At 62.8% G+C, this 20680-nt stretch carries 20 protein-coding genes; 8 read left to right on the top strand and 12 right to left on the bottom strand.

Features of this window, described 5'->3' with window-relative positions; genetic code table 11:
- Positions 1 to 123: 123 nt before the first annotated feature.
- Positions 124 to 1053 carry an ornithine carbamoyltransferase gene (argF, locus tag L0U82_RS14580; protein ID WP_233831874.1) on the bottom strand — a complete coding sequence of 310 codons (930 nt, stop codon included), beginning with the start codon at positions 1051 to 1053 and terminating at the stop codon, positions 124 to 126.
- A 489-nt stretch (positions 1054 to 1542) separates the two neighbouring features.
- Here argF and L0U82_RS14575 point away from each other — a divergent pair, with 489 nt between their 5' ends.
- Complete coding sequence (locus L0U82_RS14575; RefSeq protein ID WP_233831873.1) at positions 1543 to 1890, top strand: DUF3579 domain-containing protein; 348 nt, start codon at positions 1543 to 1545, stop codon at positions 1888 to 1890.
- A gap of 168 nt (positions 1891 to 2058) precedes the next feature.
- Here L0U82_RS14575 and rpsT read toward each other — a convergent pair whose 3' ends face one another.
- Positions 2059 to 2337: a 30S ribosomal protein S20 gene (gene rpsT / locus L0U82_RS14570; protein ID WP_167041022.1), complete on the bottom strand. Its 279-nt coding sequence runs from the start codon at positions 2335 to 2337 to the stop codon at positions 2059 to 2061.
- A 606-nt stretch (positions 2338 to 2943) separates the two neighbouring features.
- On the opposite strand from rpsT, the gene murJ reads away from it, so the two are divergent.
- Both murJ and L0U82_RS14560 read left to right on the top strand, forming a co-directional pair.
- A complete protein-coding gene (gene murJ, locus L0U82_RS14565) occupies positions 2944 to 4494 on the top strand; it encodes a murein biosynthesis integral membrane protein MurJ (protein ID WP_233831872.1) in 1551 nt (516 codons plus the stop codon).
- Between the two features lie 5 nt (positions 4495 to 4499).
- Complete coding sequence (locus L0U82_RS14560; protein ID WP_233833290.1) at positions 4500 to 5342, top strand: SirB1 family protein; 843 nt, start codon at positions 4500 to 4502, stop codon at positions 5340 to 5342.
- 127 nt (positions 5343 to 5469) lie between these two features.
- On the opposite strand, the gene L0U82_RS14555 is transcribed toward L0U82_RS14560, so the two are convergent.
- From L0U82_RS14555 to lpxK, 5 genes are all read right to left on the bottom strand, one after another.
- On the bottom strand, positions 5470 to 6228 hold the full coding sequence (locus L0U82_RS14555) for a 3-hydroxyacyl-CoA dehydrogenase (protein WP_233831871.1): 759 nt from the start codon (positions 6226 to 6228) through the stop codon (positions 5470 to 5472).
- A gap of 266 nt (positions 6229 to 6494) precedes the next feature.
- The gene (gene adk, locus L0U82_RS14550; RefSeq protein WP_233831870.1) at positions 6495 to 7160 is read right to left on the bottom strand and encodes an adenylate kinase; all 666 of its coding nucleotides are present in this window, start codon (positions 7158 to 7160) and stop codon (positions 6495 to 6497) included.
- Positions 7161 to 7375: 215 nt separating this feature from the next.
- The gene (gene kdsB / locus L0U82_RS14545) at positions 7376 to 8170 is read right to left on the bottom strand and encodes a 3-deoxy-manno-octulosonate cytidylyltransferase (RefSeq protein WP_233831869.1); all 795 of its coding nucleotides are present in this window, start codon (positions 8168 to 8170) and stop codon (positions 7376 to 7378) included.
- 170 nt (positions 8171 to 8340) lie between these two features.
- Positions 8341 to 8544, bottom strand: a complete 204-nt coding sequence (locus L0U82_RS14540) for a Trm112 family protein (protein ID WP_007180583.1) — start codon at positions 8542 to 8544, stop codon at positions 8341 to 8343.
- A complete protein-coding gene (gene lpxK, locus L0U82_RS14535) occupies positions 8525 to 9541 on the bottom strand; it encodes a tetraacyldisaccharide 4'-kinase (RefSeq protein ID WP_233831868.1) in 1017 nt (338 codons plus the stop codon). The genes L0U82_RS14540 and lpxK overlap by 20 nt, the downstream gene beginning before the upstream one ends.
- A gap of 602 nt (positions 9542 to 10143) precedes the next feature.
- Here lpxK and xseA point away from each other — a divergent pair.
- Together xseA and sodB are read left to right on the top strand one after the other, a co-directional pair.
- Positions 10144 to 11523, top strand: a complete 1380-nt coding sequence (xseA, locus tag L0U82_RS14530; protein WP_233831867.1) for an exodeoxyribonuclease VII large subunit — start codon at positions 10144 to 10146, stop codon at positions 11521 to 11523.
- Positions 11524 to 11755: 232 nt separating this feature from the next.
- Positions 11756 to 12334: a superoxide dismutase gene (sodB, locus tag L0U82_RS14525; RefSeq protein WP_233831865.1), complete on the top strand. Its 579-nt coding sequence runs from the start codon at positions 11756 to 11758 to the stop codon at positions 12332 to 12334.
- Positions 12335 to 12639: 305 nt separating this feature from the next.
- Here sodB and L0U82_RS14520 read toward each other — a convergent pair whose 3' ends face one another.
- The gene (locus tag L0U82_RS14520) at positions 12640 to 13098 is read right to left on the bottom strand and encodes a hypothetical protein (RefSeq protein ID WP_233831864.1); all 459 of its coding nucleotides are present in this window, start codon (positions 13096 to 13098) and stop codon (positions 12640 to 12642) included.
- Between the two features lie 117 nt (positions 13099 to 13215).
- On the opposite strand from L0U82_RS14520, the gene L0U82_RS14515 reads away from it, so the two are divergent.
- Complete coding sequence (locus tag L0U82_RS14515; protein ID WP_233831863.1) at positions 13216 to 13767, top strand: glycine zipper family protein; 552 nt, start codon at positions 13216 to 13218, stop codon at positions 13765 to 13767.
- 176 nt (positions 13768 to 13943) lie between these two features.
- On the opposite strand, the gene L0U82_RS14510 is transcribed toward L0U82_RS14515, so the two are convergent.
- On the bottom strand, positions 13944 to 15458 hold the full coding sequence (locus L0U82_RS14510; RefSeq protein ID WP_233831862.1) for an NYN domain-containing protein: 1515 nt from the start codon (positions 15456 to 15458) through the stop codon (positions 13944 to 13946).
- 164 nt (positions 15459 to 15622) lie between these two features.
- The gene (clpP, locus tag L0U82_RS14505; RefSeq protein ID WP_233831861.1) at positions 15623 to 16276 is read right to left on the bottom strand and encodes an ATP-dependent Clp endopeptidase proteolytic subunit ClpP; all 654 of its coding nucleotides are present in this window, start codon (positions 16274 to 16276) and stop codon (positions 15623 to 15625) included.
- Here clpP and L0U82_RS14500 point away from each other — a divergent pair.
- Both L0U82_RS14500 and L0U82_RS14495 read left to right on the top strand, forming a co-directional pair.
- Entirely contained in the window at positions 16266 to 16550 is a 285-nt protein-coding gene (locus L0U82_RS14500) for a hypothetical protein (protein ID WP_233831860.1), read from the top strand. The two genes, clpP and L0U82_RS14500, sit on opposite strands and share 11 nt — an antisense overlap.
- A complete protein-coding gene (locus tag L0U82_RS14495) occupies positions 16547 to 17617 on the top strand; it encodes a sigma-70 family RNA polymerase sigma factor (RefSeq protein ID WP_233831859.1) in 1071 nt (356 codons plus the stop codon). Before L0U82_RS14500 ends, L0U82_RS14495 begins: the two co-directional genes overlap by 4 nt.
- Here the strand turns inward: L0U82_RS14495 and L0U82_RS14490 are convergent.
- Together L0U82_RS14490 and mdtD are read right to left on the bottom strand one after the other, a co-directional pair.
- Positions 17573 to 18847, bottom strand: coding sequence for an EAL domain-containing protein (locus tag L0U82_RS14490; protein ID WP_233833288.1), 1275 nt, complete (start codon positions 18845 to 18847; stop codon positions 17573 to 17575). The two genes, L0U82_RS14495 and L0U82_RS14490, sit on opposite strands and share 45 nt — an antisense overlap.
- Before the next feature lie 313 nt (positions 18848 to 19160).
- A complete protein-coding gene (gene mdtD, locus L0U82_RS14485; protein WP_233831858.1) occupies positions 19161 to 20621 on the bottom strand; it encodes a multidrug transporter subunit MdtD in 1461 nt (486 codons plus the stop codon).
- Positions 20622 to 20680 lie beyond the last annotated feature (59 nt).

Raw genomic sequence — 20680 nt, 5'->3', positions numbered from 1 at the left:
TTTTGTAGCCGTGGTCTGGCTTCGAAAAACGCCACGTGATCTCACCACGAATGCCTTGCCCGGTATTCAGGGCCCAGCCGTGCTTCACGCTGATACTGTCGGGTTACTTGCCCGATGGCCCGCTCAGTGATTCAGCTTGCCGAGCAGCAAAAATTCCATCAATGCCTTCTGCACGTGCAGACGGTTTTCGGCTTCATCCCACACCACGCTTTGCGGCCCGTCGATCACTTCCGCGCTGACTTCTTCGCCGCGGTGCGCGGGCAGGCAATGCATGAAGAGCGCGTCTGGATTGGCGCGCGCCATCATTTCGGCATCGACGCACCAGTCGGCGAACGCCTTCTTGCGCGCTTCGTTCTCGGCCTCGAAGCCCATGCTGGTCCAGACGTCGGTCGTGACGAGGTCGGCGCCCGCGCAGGCCTCGTTCGGGTCATCGAATTCCTCGTAGAACGGCGCGCTTTCCGCTGAGACGAGCGCGCGGTCGAGCTTGTAGCCGGGCGGCGTCGACAGGCGCAGCTTGAAGCCGATGATCTGCGCGGCTTCGATCCACGTGTACAGCATGTTGTTGGCGTCGCCGACCCACGCGACCGTCTTGCCGCGAATCGGGCCGCGATGCTCGAAGTACGTGAAGATATCTGCGAGCACCTGGCACGGGTGGTATTCGTTGGTGAGCCCGTTGATCACCGGCACGCGCGAATTTTCGGCAAAGCGTTCGATGATGTCCTGGCCGAACGTGCGGATCATGATGATGTCGACCATCCGCGAGATCACCTGCGCGGCATCTTCGATCGGCTCGCCACGGCCGAGCTGCGTGTCGCGCGTGCTCATGAACACCGCGTGGCCGCCAAGCTGGAAGATGCCGGCTTCGAACGACAGACGCGTGCGCGTCGAATTCTTCTCGAAGATCATCGCCAGCGTGCGGTCGTGCAGCGGGTGATAGGTCTCGTAGTTCTTGAATTTGCGTTTCAGGATGCGCGCGCGTTCCAGCACGTACTCGTAGTCTTCCAGCGAGAAATCCTTGAACTGCAGGTAGTGGCGAATTTTCTTGGCGGTCATGAAACAAATACGGCGGTCTCACCCGGCAGGATTGCCGGACGGCGCCGCCGTCGTTTGTGGTAACTCAATGCAGCATAAAGGATTTCGCCCCGTTTGACGAGTCGACGAAGCCGCGCGGCAAGCTGGTTGAAAGCATCGTGAGGGCTCGCGGAGTGCTTGTGTGCGGTGCGGAAAAAGGCTCCGTGCTGCGCTATAATCTACGGGTTATCCCAAAGCCCAGCAGGCCTGCGTTTCGCATTCGAAAGCGCGGCTCGCGCGGTGCGGAAAGCCTCTGCGGCGTGGCCGTCGTGGCGGGCTCGACGGCGGTTCAGCCGGTATCTCGCAGCGGTTCCCGTGGTGTGGTTGGTCATTGTTGCGTCGGCGCCAGCGTTGCAGGCCGCCGGCGGGTCGCAAGCGCTTGCCCATGCCGTGCGCGGCGAGTTCCTGCGCCAGGTCGGTGCGTTGCCGGTTTGCCGTCATTCCGCTGGGCAGTCACACAGGTATTCCTACATGGCCGAAGCAGCTCCAATCGAATATTTCATTCAGGGCATCACGTCGACCGGAAAAAGATTTCGGCCGAGCGACTGGTCCGAGCGGCTCGCAGGTGTGATGTCGTGCTTTGGGCCCGGTGTGAGGAAGGGGCCGAACGCCTATATGCAGTACTCGGTGTATGTGCGGCCGACCATGATCGGTGATCTCAAATGCGTGATTCTCGATTCGCGTCTGCGTGACATCGAGCCGATGGCTTTCGATTTCGTGCTCAACTTCGCGAAAGACAACGACCTCGTCGTGACCGAGGCATGCGAGTTGGAACTCGAACATGCGCCGCCGCCGCAAGCCAAAAGGCACGTGATCTAACCTGGGCCGACCGACCGGCAAAAAACAGAAACCCGCGAGCAGCGGGTTTTTTTATGACTTGGGCGGTGACGCAAAGCATCGGCGAAGCACAAAACAAAAAAGCCCGCGAGAGCGGGCTTCTTGTGCAGCGGAAACAGGAGGTAGCCCACCGAAGCGGGCTGACCGGAATTACTGCGCTGCGGGCGCTTGCAGACCCTTGACGGCTGCAGCGAGGCGGCTCTTGTGGCGAGCTGCCTTGTTCTTGTGGATGATGTTCTTGTCGGCGATGATGTCGATGGTCTTCGACGATGCCTTGAAGATTTCTGCTGCCTTAGCCTGATCGCCTGCGTCGATTGCCTTGCGAACGGCCTTGATAGCCGTGCGGAACTTCGAGCGCAGTGCCGAGTTGTGCGAGTTTGCCTTCGCGGCCTGACGGGCGCGCTTGCGTGCTTGTGCGGAGTTAGCCATGACGGTTCCTTATCCTGTTCCTGTTTCCAGTACCCGACCTTCGAAATGACTTCGTGAGGCGAGGCGCTGCTTCTCGATCCGAACCCCTGGAAGCGATTGTCCAGGAGCGCAAAAGTGTCGAAAAAATCGATCGAACTACGCGAAGGCAGCCCAATATTCCTGGTTCTTCGAGCGGATTGCCAAGTGACCTTTGGCTTACCTGAGAATCCTGTTCGACAACCGTTCGAAAACTGAGCGAGCTTCGAAACCGGCGATTATAGCAACAAAATCAGGCACGTGGCAACGACAAAGCTGTGACTGCGCAGTGGCAGGTACGCGACGCCACATGGGCAACTGCGGGGCGACCGCGTGGGGTGACCGCACTCTGCTTCGCCTCCCGCGATGTCGGCAGTAGTGAAGGCGTGCCGCAATGAAGGCGCCAATAAGAAGAGGCCCCTTCGCAAAAATCCCGCCGCAAACTCCAGCCACCGTAGCCAAAAAACTACAGAAAAAAACATTAAAACCACGCTTTGGGGCCAATCGGAGCGAACGTCCGCGCGGCAAATCGGTCCGAATCGCTCTCCGGCTCGTCGCCCGCATTGGCGGGACCCGTATAATAAGCGCCCCATGAATCTATTCCGAGCCCTGCTGACGGTCAGCGGCTTCACGCTGCTGTCGCGCGTGACCGGACTGGCCCGTGAAACGCTGATCGCCCGTGCGTTCGGCGCCAGTCAATACACCGACGCTTTCTACGTCGCCTTCCGCATTCCCAATCTGCTGCGCCGCATTTCCGCCGAGGGAGCGTTCTCGCAAGCCTTCGTGCCGATCCTCGCCGAGTTCAAGAACCAGCAAGGTCATGACGCGACCAAGGCGCTCGTCGACGCGACCTCGACCGTGCTCGCGTGGGCGCTCGCCGTACTGTCGGTGATCGGCGTGGTCGGCGCATCGGGCGTCGTGTTCGTCGTCGCGTCGGGTCTCGCGCACGAGGGCCACGCGTATCAGCTCGCGGTCGCGATGACGCGCATCATGTTCCCGTACATCATTTTCATCTCGCTGACGTCGCTCGCGTCCGGCGTGCTGAATACGTACAAGAACTTCTCGCTGCCCGCGTTCGCGCCGGTGCTGCTGAACGTCGCGTTCATCGTCGCGGCGGTGTTCGTCGCTCCGCGCCTGCAAACTCCGGTCTACGCGCTCGCGTGGGCGGTGATCGTCGGCGGCGTGCTGCAGTTCATCGTGCAGTTGCCGGGTCTGAAGAAAATCGACATGGTGCCGCGCATCGGCCTGAATCCGCTGCGCGCGCTCGCGCATCGCGGTGTGAAGCGGGTGCTCGCGAAGATGGTGCCGGCGATGTTCGCGGTCTCGGTCGCGCAGATCAGTCTGATCATCAATACGAACATCGCGTCGCGCATCGGGCCCGGCGCGGTGTCGTGGATCAATTACGCGGATCGGCTGATGGAGTTCCCGACCGCGCTGCTCGGCGTCGCGCTTGGCACGATCCTGCTGCCGAGCCTGTCGAAAGCACACGTCGACGCCGATCCGCACGAGTATTCGTCGCTGCTCGACTGGGGCCTGCGCGTGACGTTCCTGCTCGCCGCGCCGAGCGCGGTCGCGCTGTTCTTCTTCGCGCAACCGCTGACCGCGGTGCTGTTCAACTACGGCAAGTTCGACGGCAACTCGGTCGTGATGGTGAGCCGCGCGCTTTCCGCTTACGGCGTCGGGCTGATCGGCCTGATCCTGATCAAGATTCTCGCGCCCGGCTTCTACGCGAAGCAGGACATCAAGACGCCGGTAAAAATCGGCGTCGGCGTGCTGATCGTCACGCAGCTGAGCAACTATGTGTTCGTGCCGGTGTTCTCGCATGCAGGCTTGACGCTGAGCGTCGGGCTCGGCGCTTGTGTGAACGCGCTGCTACTGTTCCTCGGTCTGCGCAAGCGCGGCATCTATATGCCGTCGCGCGGTTGGCTCAAATTCTTCGTGCAACTGCTCGGTGCCTGCCTCGTGCTCGCCGGGGCGATGCGCTGGCTCGCGATCAGCTTCGACTGGATCGGCATGCATAGTCAGCCGGTCGACCGTATGGTGCTGCTCGGCGCGTGTCTCGTGCTGTTCGCCGCGCTATATTTCGGTATGCTCTGGCTGATGGGCTTCAAGTACGCGTATTTCAAAAGGCGGGTGAAGTGATCACGATGACGCGGGTTCTCGACTATTTCAGCACGCTCGTTGCCGACGACGAAAGTTTGCCGTTGACGGAGACGGCGTTGTCGCTCGCGCAGGATGCTTATCCCGACCTCGATCTGCAAGGCGCGCTCGCCGAGATCGATGAACTGGTGCTGCGCTTGCGGCGCCGCATGCCGGAAGACGCCGACATCCGTCAGAAGGTCGGCATTCTGAATCGCTTTTTCTTCCGTGAGCTCGGCTTCGCGAGCAATCTGAACGATTACTACGACCCCGACAACAGTCATCTGAACGTCGTGCTGAAGCGCCGCCGTGGTATTCCGATTTCGCTCGCGGTGCTGTATCTGGAGATGGCCGAGCAAATCGGCATTCCGGTGCGCGGCGTGTCGTTTCCGGGCCACTTCCTGCTGCGCGTGACGACCCCCGACGGCGACGTGATGCTCGATCCGACCACCGGCCATTCGCTGTCTGAGTCGCAGATGGTCGAAATGCTGGAGCCGTATGTGGCATCGGCCGGCGATTCGATCGGCCGCGCGCTGCGCATGCTGCTGCAGCCGGCCACGCGCCGCGAGATCGTCGCGCGGATGCTGCGCAATCTGAAGGCGACCTATCTGCAGACCGAGCGCTGGCAGCGTCTGCTCGCGGTGCAGCAGCGACTCGTGATCCTGCTGCCGGAGAATATCGAGGAAGTGCGCGATCGCGGCTTTGCGTACGCGCGGCTCGACTACCTGCGTCCGGCGCTCGAAGATCTCGAAAGTTATCTGGGCGACCGCCCCGATGCGGAAGATGCGACGGTGGTCGAGTCGCAGTTGCATGAGCTGCGGCAGCGCACGCGGCAGGACGGTGGCGCATAGCGGCACGCCTGCTGGTCTGCACAAAGTACAAAACGACAACGCCTGCACATGAGTCACACATGTGCAGGCGTTTTTTCGTATACCAGCAGCCGCGCGTGGCGGTACGCGCGGAAGGTGTCGGACTTACTTACTTCGGCTGCATGCGGATCGCGCCGTCCAGACGGATCACTTCGCCGTTGAGCATCGGATTGTCGAAGATCTGCTTCGCGAGCATCGCGTATTCCGCCGGTTTGCCGAGGCGCGGCGGGAACGGCACCATCGCGCCAAGCGCGTCCTGCACTTCCTGCGGCATGCCGAGCAGCATCGGCGTTTCGAAGATGCCGGGGGCGATCGTCATCACGCGGATCGCGTTGCGCGACAGATCGCGTGCGATCGGCAGCGTCATGCCGACCACGCCGCCCTTCGACGCGGCGTACGCGGCCTGACCGATCTGGCCGTCGTACGCGGCTACCGATGCCGTGTTGATGATCACGCCGCGCTCGCCATAGGCGTTCGGCTCGTTCTTCGACATCTGCGCCGCGGCCAGCCGGATCATGTTGAACGTGCCGATCAGATTGATCGAGATCGTGCGCGCAAACAGTTCGAGCGGATGCGGGCCATCCTTGCCGACCGTTTTCGAAGCCGGCGCGACGCCCGCGCAATTGACCAGACCGCGCAGCGTACCAAGCTTCGTCGCGGCTTCGACGGCCTTGAGCGCATCCTCTTCTCGGCTCACATCGCATTTGACGAACACGCCGCCGAGTTCCTTCGCGAGCGCCTCGCCCGCGTCCAGATTCAGATCGGCGAGCACGACCTTGCCGCTGTTCTCGACGATGAGGCGCGCGGTGGCGGCGCCCAGTCCCGATGCACCGCCGGTGATCAGGAACACGTTGTCACGAATCTCCATGTCTTCTCCTTTGCTTCGGTTGTCCCGTCTCGATTGAATCCTTTTCGACGATCGATTGTAGCGGCTGTGTTGCAATGCGGAAAGTGAAGCGGCGGGGGAGTTCGCGTGCGGGAGACGGCGGTTTGTGATCGCTGATTCACCTGATAAATCGGCATCGGGCGTGCGCAAGTCAGGGGACTTGCATGACTCTCGATCGTCGTCGGTCAAATAAAAAACCCGCCGATATAGGCGGGTTTTTCAACAAACGCTAACAGCGGCGACAGCGCTTACTTCAGCGCATCGAACGCGCGTGTACGGATTTCATCGACACTGCCGAGGCCCGAAATACGGCGGTATTGCGGCGCCTTCAGCGAACTCGACGCATCGCCGTTCTTCGCCCAGTTGTTGTAGTACTCGATCAGCGGCTTGGTTTGCGATTCATAAACTTCCAGACGCTTCTTGACGGTCTCTTCCTTGTCGTCGTCGCGCTGGATCAGCGGCTCGCCGGTCACGTCGTCAACGCCTTCGACCTTCGGCGGATTGAACTTGACGTGATAGGTGCGGCCCGAAGCAGGGTGCGAGCGGCGGCCGCTCATGCGCACGATGATCTCGTCGAACGGCACGTCGATTTCGAGCACGTAGTCGATCGCGACGCCGGCCTGCTTCATCGCTTCGGCTTGCGGAATCGTGCGCGGGAAGCCGTCGAACAGATAGCCGTTCGCGCAGTCCGGCTGCTGCAGACGCTCCTTCACCAGATTGATGATCAGTTCGTCGGTAACCAGTTCGCCTGCGTCCATGAAGCGCTTCGCTTCGAGACCGAGCGGCGTGCCCGCCTTGACGGCCGCGCGCAGCATGTCGCCGGTCGAGATTTGCGGGATGCCGAACTTTTCCTTGATGAAGTTTGCTTGAGTGCCCTTGCCAGCGCCCGGTGCACCCAACAGGATCAAACGCATGTGATATCTCCAGATCTATGTGAATTCTTGCCGGGCGCGGTGGTTCTCCGGGACGGCACTCCAAGGGGCCCGCATCGGCCGTTGTGTCATGTTTCGCGCTGCACGTCGCAATGCGACGGCGCTGCAAAACATCAACGGTGTGACCGGGGCAACCCGAATGCCGCGTGTCATCGGAGACGCGCACAAGCGTCCGATTATGCCATGGCTTCCGGCGCTCAAGACCCGAATAAAGCCCGTACGCGCGCCAGATCGGCGGGGGTGTCGACGCCGGGCAGAGGCACGTCATGCGTGACGAGCACCGCGATGCGTTCGCCATGCCACATGGCGCGCAATTGTTCGAGCGCTTCGACCTGCTCGATCGGCGAGATCGCGAGGCTCGGGTACGTGCGCAGAAATTTCGCGCGATACGCGTACAGGCCGATGTGCCGATAGACGACCGCGGGCGCCGGCGGCGCGGGCATCGACGCGACGTTCGGCCAGTGCGGCTGCCACGCGTCGCGCGCCCACGGGATCGGCGCTCGCGAGAAATACAGTGCGACGCCGCGCGCGTCGGGCACGACCTTGACGACGTTCGGATTGAAAATTTCGGCGGGATCGGTGATCGGATGCGCGGCGGTGGCGATCGCGCAGCCGCCGGTTGCCGCGAGATGCGCGGCAACGCCGCGCACCAGCGCCGGGTCGATCAGCGGCTCGTCGCCTTGCACGTTGACGACGATCGTGTCGTCGCTCCAGCCGAAGCGCGTCGCGACTTCCGCGAGACGATCGGTGCCCGACGGATGGTCGGCGCGCGTCAGCACGGCGTCGAAGCCATGGTCGTGCGCGGCGTCGAGCACCGCCTGCTCGTCCGATGCGATCAGCACCTGTTGCGCGCCCGAGTCGCGTGCGCGCTCCGCGACCCGCACGACCATCGGCTTACCGCCGATATCGGCGAGCGGCTTGTTGGGCAGACGCGTCGACGCGAGGCGAGCCGGCACGACGGCGATAAACGGGTGGGGGGCAGTGTGGGTCATCGGATCAGCGGCGACGAGAGGATCGGGGCAGGCGCCGCGCACGTTGCGTGCGCGGGTTCGGACATGGACAGGCAAGCGAAGGCGCAGGCTCGATTATGCGGTGGCTTGCGCGGCGATCCGCATTTGCGCGAGGCCGCTTATGTCAGCGTATCTCGCATCTCGGACCGCAGTCAGGCAACCGAGCCGGGATTCAGATCGACCGGCGTGCCTTCGACGGTCTGCCGCGCTTCGTCGACCAGCATCACCGGGATGCCGTCGCGGATCGGGTACGCGAGCTTGTCCGCGTTGCAGATCAGTTCCTGCGCGGCGCGGTCGTAGCTGAGCGGGCCCTTGCAGATCGGGCAGACGAGAATTTCAAGCAGGCGAGCGTCCACGGACTTTCTCCACAACTAATGCAGTGAGGCGATGATCGAGCGCGGCTTCGACCGGGACTACCCAGATGCGCGCATCGTGCCAGGACCCTAATTTTACCGCATCCTTTTCGGTGATCAGGATCGCGTCGGCGTCGACATCGGTGAATGGATTGCGCTCGAACGCGTAGTGATCGGGCAGCGCGCGGGTCACGGGCGCGAGGCCGGCCGCGCGCAGCGTAGCGAAAAAACGCTCGGGCGCGCCGATGCCGGCGGCGGCCAGCACGCGCTGACCGGTGAATTGCGCGAGCGGGCGCCGCAGCGAGGGCGTGTCGAGATGCCACGCGTCGGCGGGCGCGAGTTGCAGCGCGAACGTATTCGGCCATGAGGGCAGCGTGCGCGCGTACGGATCGTTGATCAGCGTCGCGTCACGACGGCGCGACAGCGGCTCGCGCAGCGGCCCGGCCGGCAGCAGGAAACCATTGCCGCCGAGCCGGTGATCGAACACGACGAGTTCGACATCGCGCGCGAGGCGGTAGTGCTGCAGGCCGTCGTCGCTGACGATTACGTCGACGTCGCGATGCGCGGCGCACAGCGCCTGGGCAGCGGCGACGCGGTCCGGACAGACCCACACCGGCGCGCCGGTGCGGCGTGCGATCAGCAACGGTTCGTCGCCGCCGACGCGTGCCGCCGAAGCCGGCGTGACCGGCGTTGGCGTGGTCACGCGCGCGCCGTAGCCGCGCGACACGACACCGGGCGTGAAGCCGGCGCCGCGCAATGCCTCGACCAGTGCGATGACGGTCGGCGTTTTGCCGGTCCCGCCTACGGTAACGTTGCCGACCACGACCACCGGCACGCCGATATGCACCGCTTTCAGCCAGCCGAGCGAGAACGCGGCGCGGCGCGCGGCCGCGATCGCGCCGAATACGCAGGCGAACGGCGCGAGCGCCCAGGCGAGCGGTCCGCGCTGCTGCCATTCGCGCGCGAGGCGCGCTTCGAGACGGTCATTGAGCGTGCTCATGAGCAGGTGGCAAGTCCGTGTTGAACTGAGCTCGCCGGGTCGAAGCGGCGCGGCGACGTGAACGCGTCGTGCGCGATACGGGGGAGCAGCATCAACGCGATTCTCCGGGCAATCGAAACAGCAATTGAAAATGACGCGTAGGCGGTGGGTCGGGACGACTCGCGCCCGTCGGCCGGATGGTCGACCGGGCTTCGGCCGACACGCCGCGATGACGCGTTTCGCAGTGTGTTCGCCACGCCGTCGAACCCGCCACTCTAGCGCGCGATCGTCCCGCCCGGCAAGTCGTGCGGCGCGTGCCGCACGCTCGCGCGAGCACTTTCGCAATCCGCGCAGCCTGTGGATAACTTTGTGGAGAACCTGCAGTGTGATTGGTCGAAAGGGCCATCCCGTGCGCTTTCGATCGATACTCTGGGATCTTCGCGAGATGTAAAAACCATATAAATCAATGGCATGTTTGAAATTCATTGGCTTTGGCGGGCGTTCTGGCCGAATTCGTCAGGCGGTTCCCGCCATGTGGACACTTTTAACAATTCTGCGGTGACGCTGGACGCCGATGGCCGCTCGGTCTATCGTCTGTCCGGCCAGTTCCACTTACTCCTCGCATGAATCCCGAAAGTCCTTTTGCTACGCCGGCGATGCCCGGCGGTGAGACCGTCGTCCCCGTGTCCGCGCTCAACCGCGCGATCGGGAAGATGCTCGAACGTTCGTTTCCGCTCGTGTGGGTAGCGGGCGAAGTGTCGAATTTCACGCGCGCCGCGAGCGGCCACTGGTATTTCTCGATCAAGGACGCGCAGGCGCAGATGCGCTGCGTGATGTTCCGCGGACGCGCGCAGTACGCCGAATTCACGCCGCGCGAGGGCGACCGCATCGAAGTGCGCGCGCTGGTTACGATGTACGAGCCGCGCGGCGAGCTGCAACTGAACGTCGAAGCGGTGCGCCGTACCGGCCAGGGACGCCTCTACGAAGCGTTTCTTCGCCTGAAGGCGCAGCTCGAAGCCGAGGGCCTGTTTGCCGCCGAACGCAAACGCGCGCTGCCCGCGCATCCGCGGGCGATCGGCATCGTCACGTCGTTGCAGGCCGCTGCGTTGCGCGACGTGTTGACCACGCTGTCGCGCCGCGCGCCGCATGTGCCGGTGATCGTTTATCCGGCGCCGGTGCAGGGCGCGGGCGTCAGCGCGAAACTCGCGGCGATGGTCGAGACGGCCGGCGCGCGCGGCGAGGTCGACGTGCTGATCGTGTGTCGTGGCGGCGGTTCGATCGAAGACCTGTGGGCGTTCAACGAAGAAGTGCTCGCGCGCGCGATCGCCGCGAGCGTGATCCCGGTCGTGAGTGGCGTCGGTCACGAAACCGATTTCACGATTGCCGACTTCGCCGCCGATGTGCGCGCGCCGACGCCGACCGGCGCCGCCGAACTCGTGAGCCCGCAACGCGTGCTGCTGTTGCGCGAACTCGATCATCGGCACGCGACGCTCGCTCGCGCGTTCGGCCGCATGATGGAGCGGCGCGCGCAGCAGCTCGACTGGCTTGCGCGCCGGTTGGTGTCACCGGCCGAGCGGCTCGCGCGGCAGCGCACGCATCTGCAACAGTTGCGCGTGCGGCTCGCGTCGGCGGGCGCGCGCCCGGTGCGTGATGCGCGCTCGCGCTTTGCGCTGCTGCAGATGCGCTGGCAGCGCTGGCGCCCGGATCTCGCGGCCGAGCGCAAGAGCATCGACAATCTCGCGCAGCGTCTTAACTCGGCGTTACTGCGTCAGCACGAACGTCAGACCGCACGTATCGATACGCTTGCCGCGCGGCTCGAAGTGCTCAGTCCGCAGCGCACGCTCGAGCGCGGTTACGCGGCTGTGCTCGATGCGCAGAGCGGTCGCGCGGTGCGCGCGCCGTCGTCGCTGAAACCGGGGCGGCGTCTGACGATGCATCTCGCCGAAGGTTCGGCCGACGTCGCGCTTGCTGATGTGCAGGCGCGTCTGGCTGACGGACTCTGAGGTTTTTCCTGACGTTTCACCGACAGTGCATTGCGGGCTGGTCGCGTTTTGCAAACGAGCCAGGCATGCGCCGTGCGCAGCTGTTTCGATGGCTTTATCTGCCTCATGTTTGTCATACCCGGCATAAAGTCCGTTGGTTTGCGGGGTTATTCCAACTCGCCTACAATCGAGTGCTCGATAGCGTCATCCCTCGCAGACTCCCCACAACAGATACAGACAGAAGGAAAGCACCATGGAACATACGCTCCCGCCGCTGCCGTTCGCGAAAAACGCGCTCGCTCCGCACATGTCGGAAGAGACGCTCGAGTTTCACTACGGCAAGCACCACCAGACCTATGTGACCAACCTGAACAATCTGATCAAGGGCACGGAGTACGAAAACCTGTCGCTGGAAGAGATCGTCAAGAAGTCGTCGGGCGGCGTGTTCAACAACTCGGCTCAGATCTGGAACCACACGTTCTTCTGGAACAGCCTGTCGCCGCAAGGTGGCGGCGCACCGACCGGCGCGCTAGGCGACGCAATCAACGCGAAGTGGGGTTCGTTCGACAAGTTCAAGGAAGAATTCACGAAGACCGCAATCGGCACGTTCGGTTCGGGCTGGGCATGGCTCGTGAAGAAGGCTGACGGTTCGCTCGACCTCGTGTCGACGAGCAACGCCGCAACGCCGCTTACCACCGACGCCAAGCCGCTGCTGACGATCGACGTGTGGGAGCACGCGTATTACATCGACTACCGCAACGCGCGTCCGAAGTTCGTCGAAGCGTTCTGGAACATCGCCAATTGGGAATTCGCAGCGAAGAACTTCGCTTGAGTTTGCCGGTTGCTGTCTGCCGTTTGGTCTCTCGTTTGGTCTCGTTTATGACGTGAGATCTGGATAAGTCGAACTGACTCTCGCGGTTGGGATTGACTACGGTAGCGAAAGGAAAGATGAAAGCCCTCCTGTGCGAGGGCTTTTTTTTGCGGATTGTTTCGGTACGTGCGAGCCTGAGGGTCGCGGGCTTCTGTTTTCGAAACGTCCGTTGTCTGTTCTGTGCGGATCTTTGCTGGTGATTTCGGACAGAAGATTGTCACAGTTGGTAACTGTGGTGTCGTGTGTGTGAAGTGCGGTTGAGGCGCCTAAGAGGGCTGCTTGCCGGGCAGTTGGGTGCCGCGTGCTAGTCTCTCCTGAAGCGGAGTTTGTCGATATCCGCCGGTGCTGATGATCGTGTCCGCTGTCCGCTGTCCGTTGGCCTTGCTGAACTGACTGCGGTTGCCGGTGTTGGCGGCCGGTTGATCTAGGGGAAGCTCTGTGCGCTCGCCATGCCTGCTGGAAGCTTGTTGCCCGATGCTGGAGCGCGTCTTCCATGGCTGGGCAGGATTCGATTGGAAAACAGGTGCGGCGCAGTTAGAACAAGCCGCGCTCGTACCGAGAATGAGTGGATTCATCGAATCCGGATTTCGTGATTGGGACGGCTGTGCTGTGCGGGCGGCGCGCGCGGCGGGAAGGTTCGACGCGAGTTCGGTGTGGTTGCAGCGGAGCGCGATTGCCGGTTCACTTACAAGCGTTTCCCGATACAACGCAAACGATGCTTTCATGATCCGCTCGACCGGGGCACGGACGGGGCGGCGAAAAACTTTCTGTAACGATCAAGTAACCACGGAGTCCAACGATTAGCCTAACGTTTGGATTCCAATGTCAAGAAACGCACTGCCATGAGTTCTCGCAATAAGACGATCAGCCTGGCTATCCCCGCCGCTTTCATAGCCCTCGCGCTCGGCGGTTGCGCGGTAGCACCCCCGACCGGTCCGAGCATTGTCGCACTGCCGCATAGCGGCCAGCCGCTCGAACAGTTCCAGCAAGACGACTATGCGTGCCGCGACTACGCGAATCGTTCGACCAATCCGTCCGGCGCGGCGCAGGCGGCCACTACGAATAGCGTGAACAGTGCGGCGCTCGGCACGCTCGGCGGCGCGGCGATCGGCGCGCTGCTCGGCGCGGCGGCGGGCAATGCCGGCGCGGGCGCGGCCATCGGCGCAGGCAGCGGGCTGCTGATCGGAGGTGCGAACGGTGCAAATGGCGCCCAGTATTCAGCGGCCGGCATGCAGGCGCGCTACGACACCGCTTACGCTCAATGCATGACTTCGAAGGGCGATACGATTGCGCAACCGCAGTCTTACTATGCGCCGCAACCGGTGTATGTCCAGCCTCGTCCTTATTACGCGCCACCGCCGCCGGTCATGTACACGCCTTATCCGTACTATTGAGCGGACTGCCGAGCTGAGCCTCGATTAATCGGGAATTGGCTCTCGCGTCTTAATGTTCGTATGACGACTCGTTCCTTGGCGATGGCTTCAACGCTGAGCCGCCGCCAAGGTTCCGTCTAGCAGCGACGAACAGAATCGCGGTGTTTAAGCTGCGCTGGACAGTTGTCGCGGCGTGCTTACTCCGCGTTGTCCGCTGACGTTGCTGCTTTGCGCGTCCGGCGCCCACGCGACGCAGTTTTTCGCGCTGCGTTGCCGGTCGCCTTAGCAGCCTCGTCGTCGCTGCTGATTGCCGAAGCGGACGGCTCGGCCGGTGCGGCGATCTCGGGGACTTCATCGATCGTTCGCGGCGTGGCTTTCTTCACCTTCTTCGCGGCCGTTTTGCGCGATGCGCGCTTTTTGACGCTTTGAGGCTGCTCGGCTTGGGCGTGGCTGGCTTCTGGCGTGCTTTCGTTGCCCACAGCCGTGGGCTCAACCGCGACGTTTTGCGCCGTCGTTATCGAAGCAGCGTCGGACTGATCGAGCGCGAACTCGCTTGCGGGCGACGTTGCCTCGGGTGTTTCTTCCCGCGGATGTGGCTCGACATGTCGCGTGTACCCGGTCTGTTCGTCGGCAACCGTCTCGATGGCTGCCGGCTCGTCGCGAGAAGCTTCGTCACGAGAAAATTCGTCATGAACAGCTTCGTGCTGGCCACGGCTCGCTTTGCGATTAGCCCGTTCTTTGCGGCGTGATTTGTGCTTGCTACCTGACTCCGCCGTGGCCACTTGCGCGGCTTGCGCCTCGTAGGCGCGTTCGACGGTCTGTTCCGCCAACTCGGCTTCACCGGGTTCATTCACGGTTTCGCTCGCGACGTTCACTGCTCCACTTCGATACACATACGCGCCGGATTTTTCATCCCGGCCGAATTCGAGTAAGCCGCGCGCCTGTGCCTCTTCCAGCAGATTGCCGAAGGCGCGAAAACCGTAGTACGTCTCGTTGAAATCCGGCTTGCGCCGTTTGATTGCGTTCTTCAGTACGGACGCCCAGATCTTGCCGCTGTCGCCGCGTTCGGAAGCGAGCGCATCGAATGTTTGCACCGCGATTTCCACGGCTTTGCTACGGCGTTTTTCGAGATCTTCCTTGGGCCGGGCCTTCTCTTCATCTGACGAACGTTTGGCCGGCTGCTGCACGTTTTGTTGCTGACGCGACGACTCTCGCCTCGTGACCGAGCGCTGGCTTTCGCGCACGAGGTCGTCATAGAAAAAGAATTCGTCGCAATTTGCGATCAGCAGATCGGAAGTGGACTGTTGCACACCGACGCCGATGACCTGCTTCGCGTTCTCGCGCAGTTTGGACACCAGCGGCGAAAAATCCGAATCACCGCTGATAATCACGAACGTATTGACGTGCGATTTCGTGTAGCACAGATCGAGTGCATCGACGACGAGCCGGATGTCGGCGGAATTCTTGCCCGATTGACGCACGTGCGGGATTTCGATCAATTCGAAATTGGCCTCGTGCATCGCCCCTTTGAAGCTCTTGTAGCGATCCCAGTCGCAGTACGCTTTCTTGACGACGATGCTGCCCTTGAGCAGCAGGCGTTCGAGCACCAACTTGATGTCGAACTTGTCGTACTTCGCATCGCGCACGCCAAGCGCGACATTTTCGAAGTCGCAGAATAGCGCCATGCTGACGTTTTCGTTGGATGACGCCATATGTATCTCCATTGGAGCGGTCGTCGAACTCGACGAATCGCGACATGATAGCGATTCCAGCGAAGGTGAGCAGCATTTGTGGTCCAGTCGCACAGCCTTGATAAAAAGTTGCGTTGAGATGTCGCGGCGTGAAGCCGCGAAGAGGAGGCCGCGAGGCGCCCCCGCTACATGTTCTCGTGGCGATTCGGGCCTGTGCCGCCCAGTGCTGCGCGAGTTTCCAGCACTTCGTCGATCAATCCGTACTCACTAGCTTCCAGCGCCGACATGAAGTTGTCACGGTCGGTGTCGTGCTCTATTTCTTCGACGCTGCGACCAGTGCGCTCGGCCATGATCGCGTTCAGACGTGCACGTGAATACAGGACCTCTTTCGCCTGGATTTCGATGTCCGCCGCGGTGCCTTGACCGCCGCCGGACGGCTGGTGAATCATGATGCGCGCATTCGGTAGCGCATAGCGTTTGCCGCGCTGGCCGGCGGTGAGCAGGAATGTGCCCATGCTCGCCGCAAATCCGGTGCACAACGTCGAGACCTCCGGCTTGATGAACTGCATGGTGTCGTAAATCGCGAGGCCGTCGTACACGGAGCCTCCCGGCGAGTTGATGTAAAACGAAATATCCTTGTCCGGATTCTCCGATTCAAGAAACAGCAGTTGCGCGACAATCAGACTGGCCGACTGTTCATTGACCGGCCCGACCAGAAAGACGATGCGTTCGCGCAACAGGCGCGAGTAAATGTCATACGCGCGCTCGCCGCGGCCGGATTGCTCGATCACCGTGGGCACGAGGCCCAGACCGGACACGGAGGGAAGGGTGGAATTCATGGGCGCCTCGTTTAGGATGATTGCTGAAGCGCGGGGCTGGTTCGAAAAACGTCGCGCGCCGTGCAGCGGTTGTTACTCATTTGACGCGGCGGCAAGACGCCGTGTGACAGGAAAATTTTTTCGCTTCGCTGTCACATCGGCTGTAGCCCGAGCGTCAAGCAGAAAGAACACCGGCGACGGCACGCGCATCAACCATGGCACGCACTGCCGTGCGATGTTGCAGTCGCCCTGGTGCGTCTTTTTCGCCACGCAATATCTGGAGGTCTACGCATGACGGAACAGGGAATCGAGAAGGCATCCAGTTTCGAGGCCGCGCGCGCCCGGTTGGTCGCGCTTGCATACCGGATGCTCGGTAGCCGCGCGGAGGCGGAAGACGTGGTGCAGGACGTGTGGCTCAAATGGCATCTGGCCGACACCGGCACAGTGCAAACGCCGGCCGCGTGGCTCACCACGATCACCACGCGCACGGCGATCGATCGGCTGCGGCACGCGCAGCGCGAGCGCGCGTCGCAAGCCACCGGCTGGCTGCCCGAGCCGTGGCTCGACGAAGTTGCGCCATCGGCGGAGGAACTGGCGCTGCGCGCCGCGGACATGTCGTATGGCGTGATGTTGCTGCTCGAACATCTGAAACCCGACGAGCGCGCCGCATTTGTACTGCACGAAGCGTTCGATTGCGACTATGCGGAGATTGCGGCGATTCTCGAACGCACGCCTGCCACTTGCAGACAGATCGTCCATCGAGCCAAAACCCGTCTACAGCGTGCGGGCGCGCCGCTGAAGCGGCCCGATCCCGCAGTGCATGGGCGGCTCGTCGAACGCCTGCGCATGGCGCTGGAAGCGCAAGACCGCGCGGGTCTGCTGCGGCTCTTCAGCAACGCGCCCGAGCTGGTTTGTGACGCGCCGCTATGCGCATCCCCGAATGAGAAGCCAACTGCGCCGCACAGCGCGCCGTCGAGCATCCCCGTCAGTGCGCGGGTCGCGGCGTCCGCATCCGAACCGCTGCGCGCAGGCGAGCCGGCAGCGGTGGGTTGGATGGACACGATTACGTCGCTTGCGCTGCAGGCTAGCAATGCGGAGGTCGTGTCGATGGAAGGCGCGGTGTGTATCGCGTTGCTTTGCGAAGGCGAGGTCGTCGGCGTGATCGACGTGCTGACGGATGGCGCAACGGATGCTTCGGCGAAGATCACCGCGTTGCGCATCGTCACCGGGGCCGAACGTTTGCAGGCTGCCAACCGCTTGCTGGGCCGCGCGGCCGTCAGGCAGCTACTCGCGCGTATCCAGCAGCGTCCGGATTTTTCAACTGCGATGAGCTGCGACTTCCCAGTTGATGTCTACGCATAGCACCTGCGTGCCCTGCGGCGTATGCGCAGCAATCGAAGCAGTGACGCACAGGTGTGCCTCATTGATCGACAGATACGGCGGCGTCAGATGCACCTGATCGGGGTGGCGCATTGCCTGAATAAAGTACGGGCGGCGTTCCCAGCTTGCGCCCTCGGAATGCAGCAGCGGACGGAACCGCTTGGCGCGTTGCGACGTGCGGCCAGGCGGCAGCACGTTGTCGCCGATTTGCCGGCCCGAGCCATCCAGCACGAAGCAGCGCGCTGTCTCGCCCAGCGCCAGCAATGGTGCGGTGGCCTGAGCGATCGTCTCCCCGGCAATCAGCTGGGTGGCGGCTGTCTCGAGTGCCGCGACATAAGGGGCAAGCCGGGCGGATTGCGCCTTCTCGCGGGCGGCAACGCGTTCGCGCAGCGCCGCGGAGAGCGAGTCCATCAGGCCAGCGGCCACTTGCGGCTTGACCGGCTCGACGCTCGGGCCCGCGAAAAACGCGCCCTGGACGAAGTCCACGTTGCATTCGAGCGCGATCAGCGCGTCGCGTTCGGTGCTCAGGCCGCCCATCAGCACGAGCTGCCCGGACTCGTGCAGCAACGAGACGAGGCCCGGCAGCACGCGCTCGATGTGCGAATGCTCGCTTGCCTGCGCGAGGATGCAGCGGTCGAGTGTGACGATATCCGGCCGCAGATTCCACACGCGGTCGATATTCGAATGTTTTGCGCCGAAGCCGTCGAGCGCGATCAGAAAGCCGGACTTGCGCAGCGCGTCGATGATTTCGGCAAACCGTGTCGTCTCGCCGCCCGCTTGCTCCGACACTTCGAGCACGACACGTTGCGGTGGCAGGCCGAGCGCCTTCAGGCTGGCAAGCAGTGCGTCGCCGTAACTGGTGTCCATCAGCGCGGCGGGATGCAGGCTCAGGAAAAGCCATTCGTCGTGGCTGTCGAACGCGTTGAAATTGCCGAGGTGCAGCGATTCGGCCAGCCGTCCGAGTTCCAGCAGGTCACCGCGTCGCGCGGCCTGCGTGAAAACCTCGTGCGACGGGACCTGGCGCGCATGCTCGTCGTGCGCGCGCAACGATGCGTGATACCCGATCGCCCGCCGGTGAGACACCGAGAAAACTGGCTGGAATACGCTGAAGACGGTGTAGCCGCCATAGAGGACAGTGCGCCGCGCGCCCTCGTCGCCTGCCATTGGCCGGGGCGGCTGAAAACCGGGAGGATCGAGTTCGATCATGCTCATCATGTCAGTCGAGTGGAGGTGGCGCTTGCGCGGCTGGGCACGAGCTCGCGCGCGCTGATCAAGAGTTTACAGGATAGGCGAGCAAGAACTATGCGCGTGCGCAAACCTGGCCCACGTGTCCGGCAACCCGGCTATCAGGCGCCCATTTCGCGCGGGCTACGATGCGAAGGCGATCAGTCGTCGCACTTCGCTGGTGCGGCGCGCGCCCTGTTGCGGGTCGGCGATGCCTGTCGACGGCGCTCCGAGCCGCACGCGCAAGCCATGCAGGAAAGCGCAGAAATCCGCTATAGCGATCGATCCAGCGTTCAGGCGTTCAGGTCCGTTCGGAAGGATCGGTTTTCTTCGCGGGCCTGCGGATGTCCGGCGACAATTGCGCGAAGATCCACGCCGAGCACGCGGTGATAATGCCTACGCACAGGAACGTCGCATGAAATGCCGGCAGCGAATTGGCGGCGGTCACGCGCTGCATGATGCCGGTAAAGGTCGTCAGCAACGCGCCGGCCACGGTGACGCCGAGACTCATCGACAGCATCTGCACCAGCGAGAACAGGCTGTTGCCGCTGCTCGCGCCACCGGTGCCGAGGTCCTTGAGCGTCAGCGTGTTCATCGCGGTGAACTGCATCGAGTTCACTCCGCCGAAGATCGCCAGTTGCACGAGCCGCAGCCACAGCGGCTGATTTGCGCTGGTCAGCGCAAAGCTTGCCATCATCAGGCCGACCAGAATCGTGTTCGTCATCAGCACGCTTCGGTAGTTGTAGCGGAGGATCAGCTTCGTCACCAGGTGCTTGGTGACCATCCCCGCGGCCGCGACCGGCAGCATCATCAGGCCGGCTTCGAACGCGCTATAGCCCAGACTCACTTGCAACAGCAGCGGAATCAGATAGGGCATCGACCCGCTGCCGATCCGCGCGAACAGATTGCCGAGCAGACCGACGCTAAAGGTGTGGATCTTGAAAAGATCGAGCGGAAAGATCGGCGAGGGCTCGCGCACCGCGTGCAAACCATAGGCGACGAAGCAGGCGAGACTCAGAATCAGCAACACCAGCACGGTTGCATGCTGGATACCGAACTCGGTGCGGCCGTCGAGCGCAAACGAAATCGCCACCATGCCGACAACCAGAAACAGGTAGCCCTGCACGTCGAACTTGCCGGTGTCTTCGTTGCGGCTATCCGGCATGAAGATGAACGTCGCGATGCAGCCCACCACGCCAACCGGCACGTTGATCAGAAAGATCCAGTGCCACGACGCGATCTTGACGAGCCAGCCGCCGAGCGTCGGGCCGATCAGCGGCCCGATCAGGCCAGGAATCGCCACGAACGACAACGCCGGCAGGTAGCGTTCCGCCGGAAAGGTGCGCAGCACCGCGAGTCGACCCACCGGCAGCAACATGGCACCGCCCACGCCTTGCAGCACCCGGAAGAACACCAGTTGATTGAGCGTATGCGCGTTTGCACACAGCAGCGAGCCGATCGCGAATACGAGAATCGCGCTGAAGAACACGCGCCGCGTGCCAAGCTTGTCGGCCAGCCAGCCGGACACGGGAATCATCACCGCCATCGTCAGCGAATAGGCAATCACCACCGATTGCATGCGTAGCGGCAACTCGCCGAGGCTCGTCGCCATCGCGGGCAGCGCGGTGTTGACGATGGTGGAGTCCAGCGTCTGCATGAAGAAGCCGGTGGCAACGAGCCACAGCATCACGGTAAGCGAGCGGGGCGAGGGGCTGGAAGGAGTGCTGGTGGCGAGAGCGGGGGGAGTCGGCGTCGTGGGCATGGCAGGCGGCTGGGCGCGCGAGGGCGGGCTGGGAGCCGCTATTTTAGGGAAAAGCTCGG

This window comes from Paraburkholderia sp. ZP32-5, from assembly GCF_021390495.1.
Lineage (GTDB): Bacteria > Pseudomonadota > Gammaproteobacteria > Burkholderiales > Burkholderiaceae > Paraburkholderia.
This window is presented reverse-complemented; position numbering and strand designations above follow the sequence as displayed.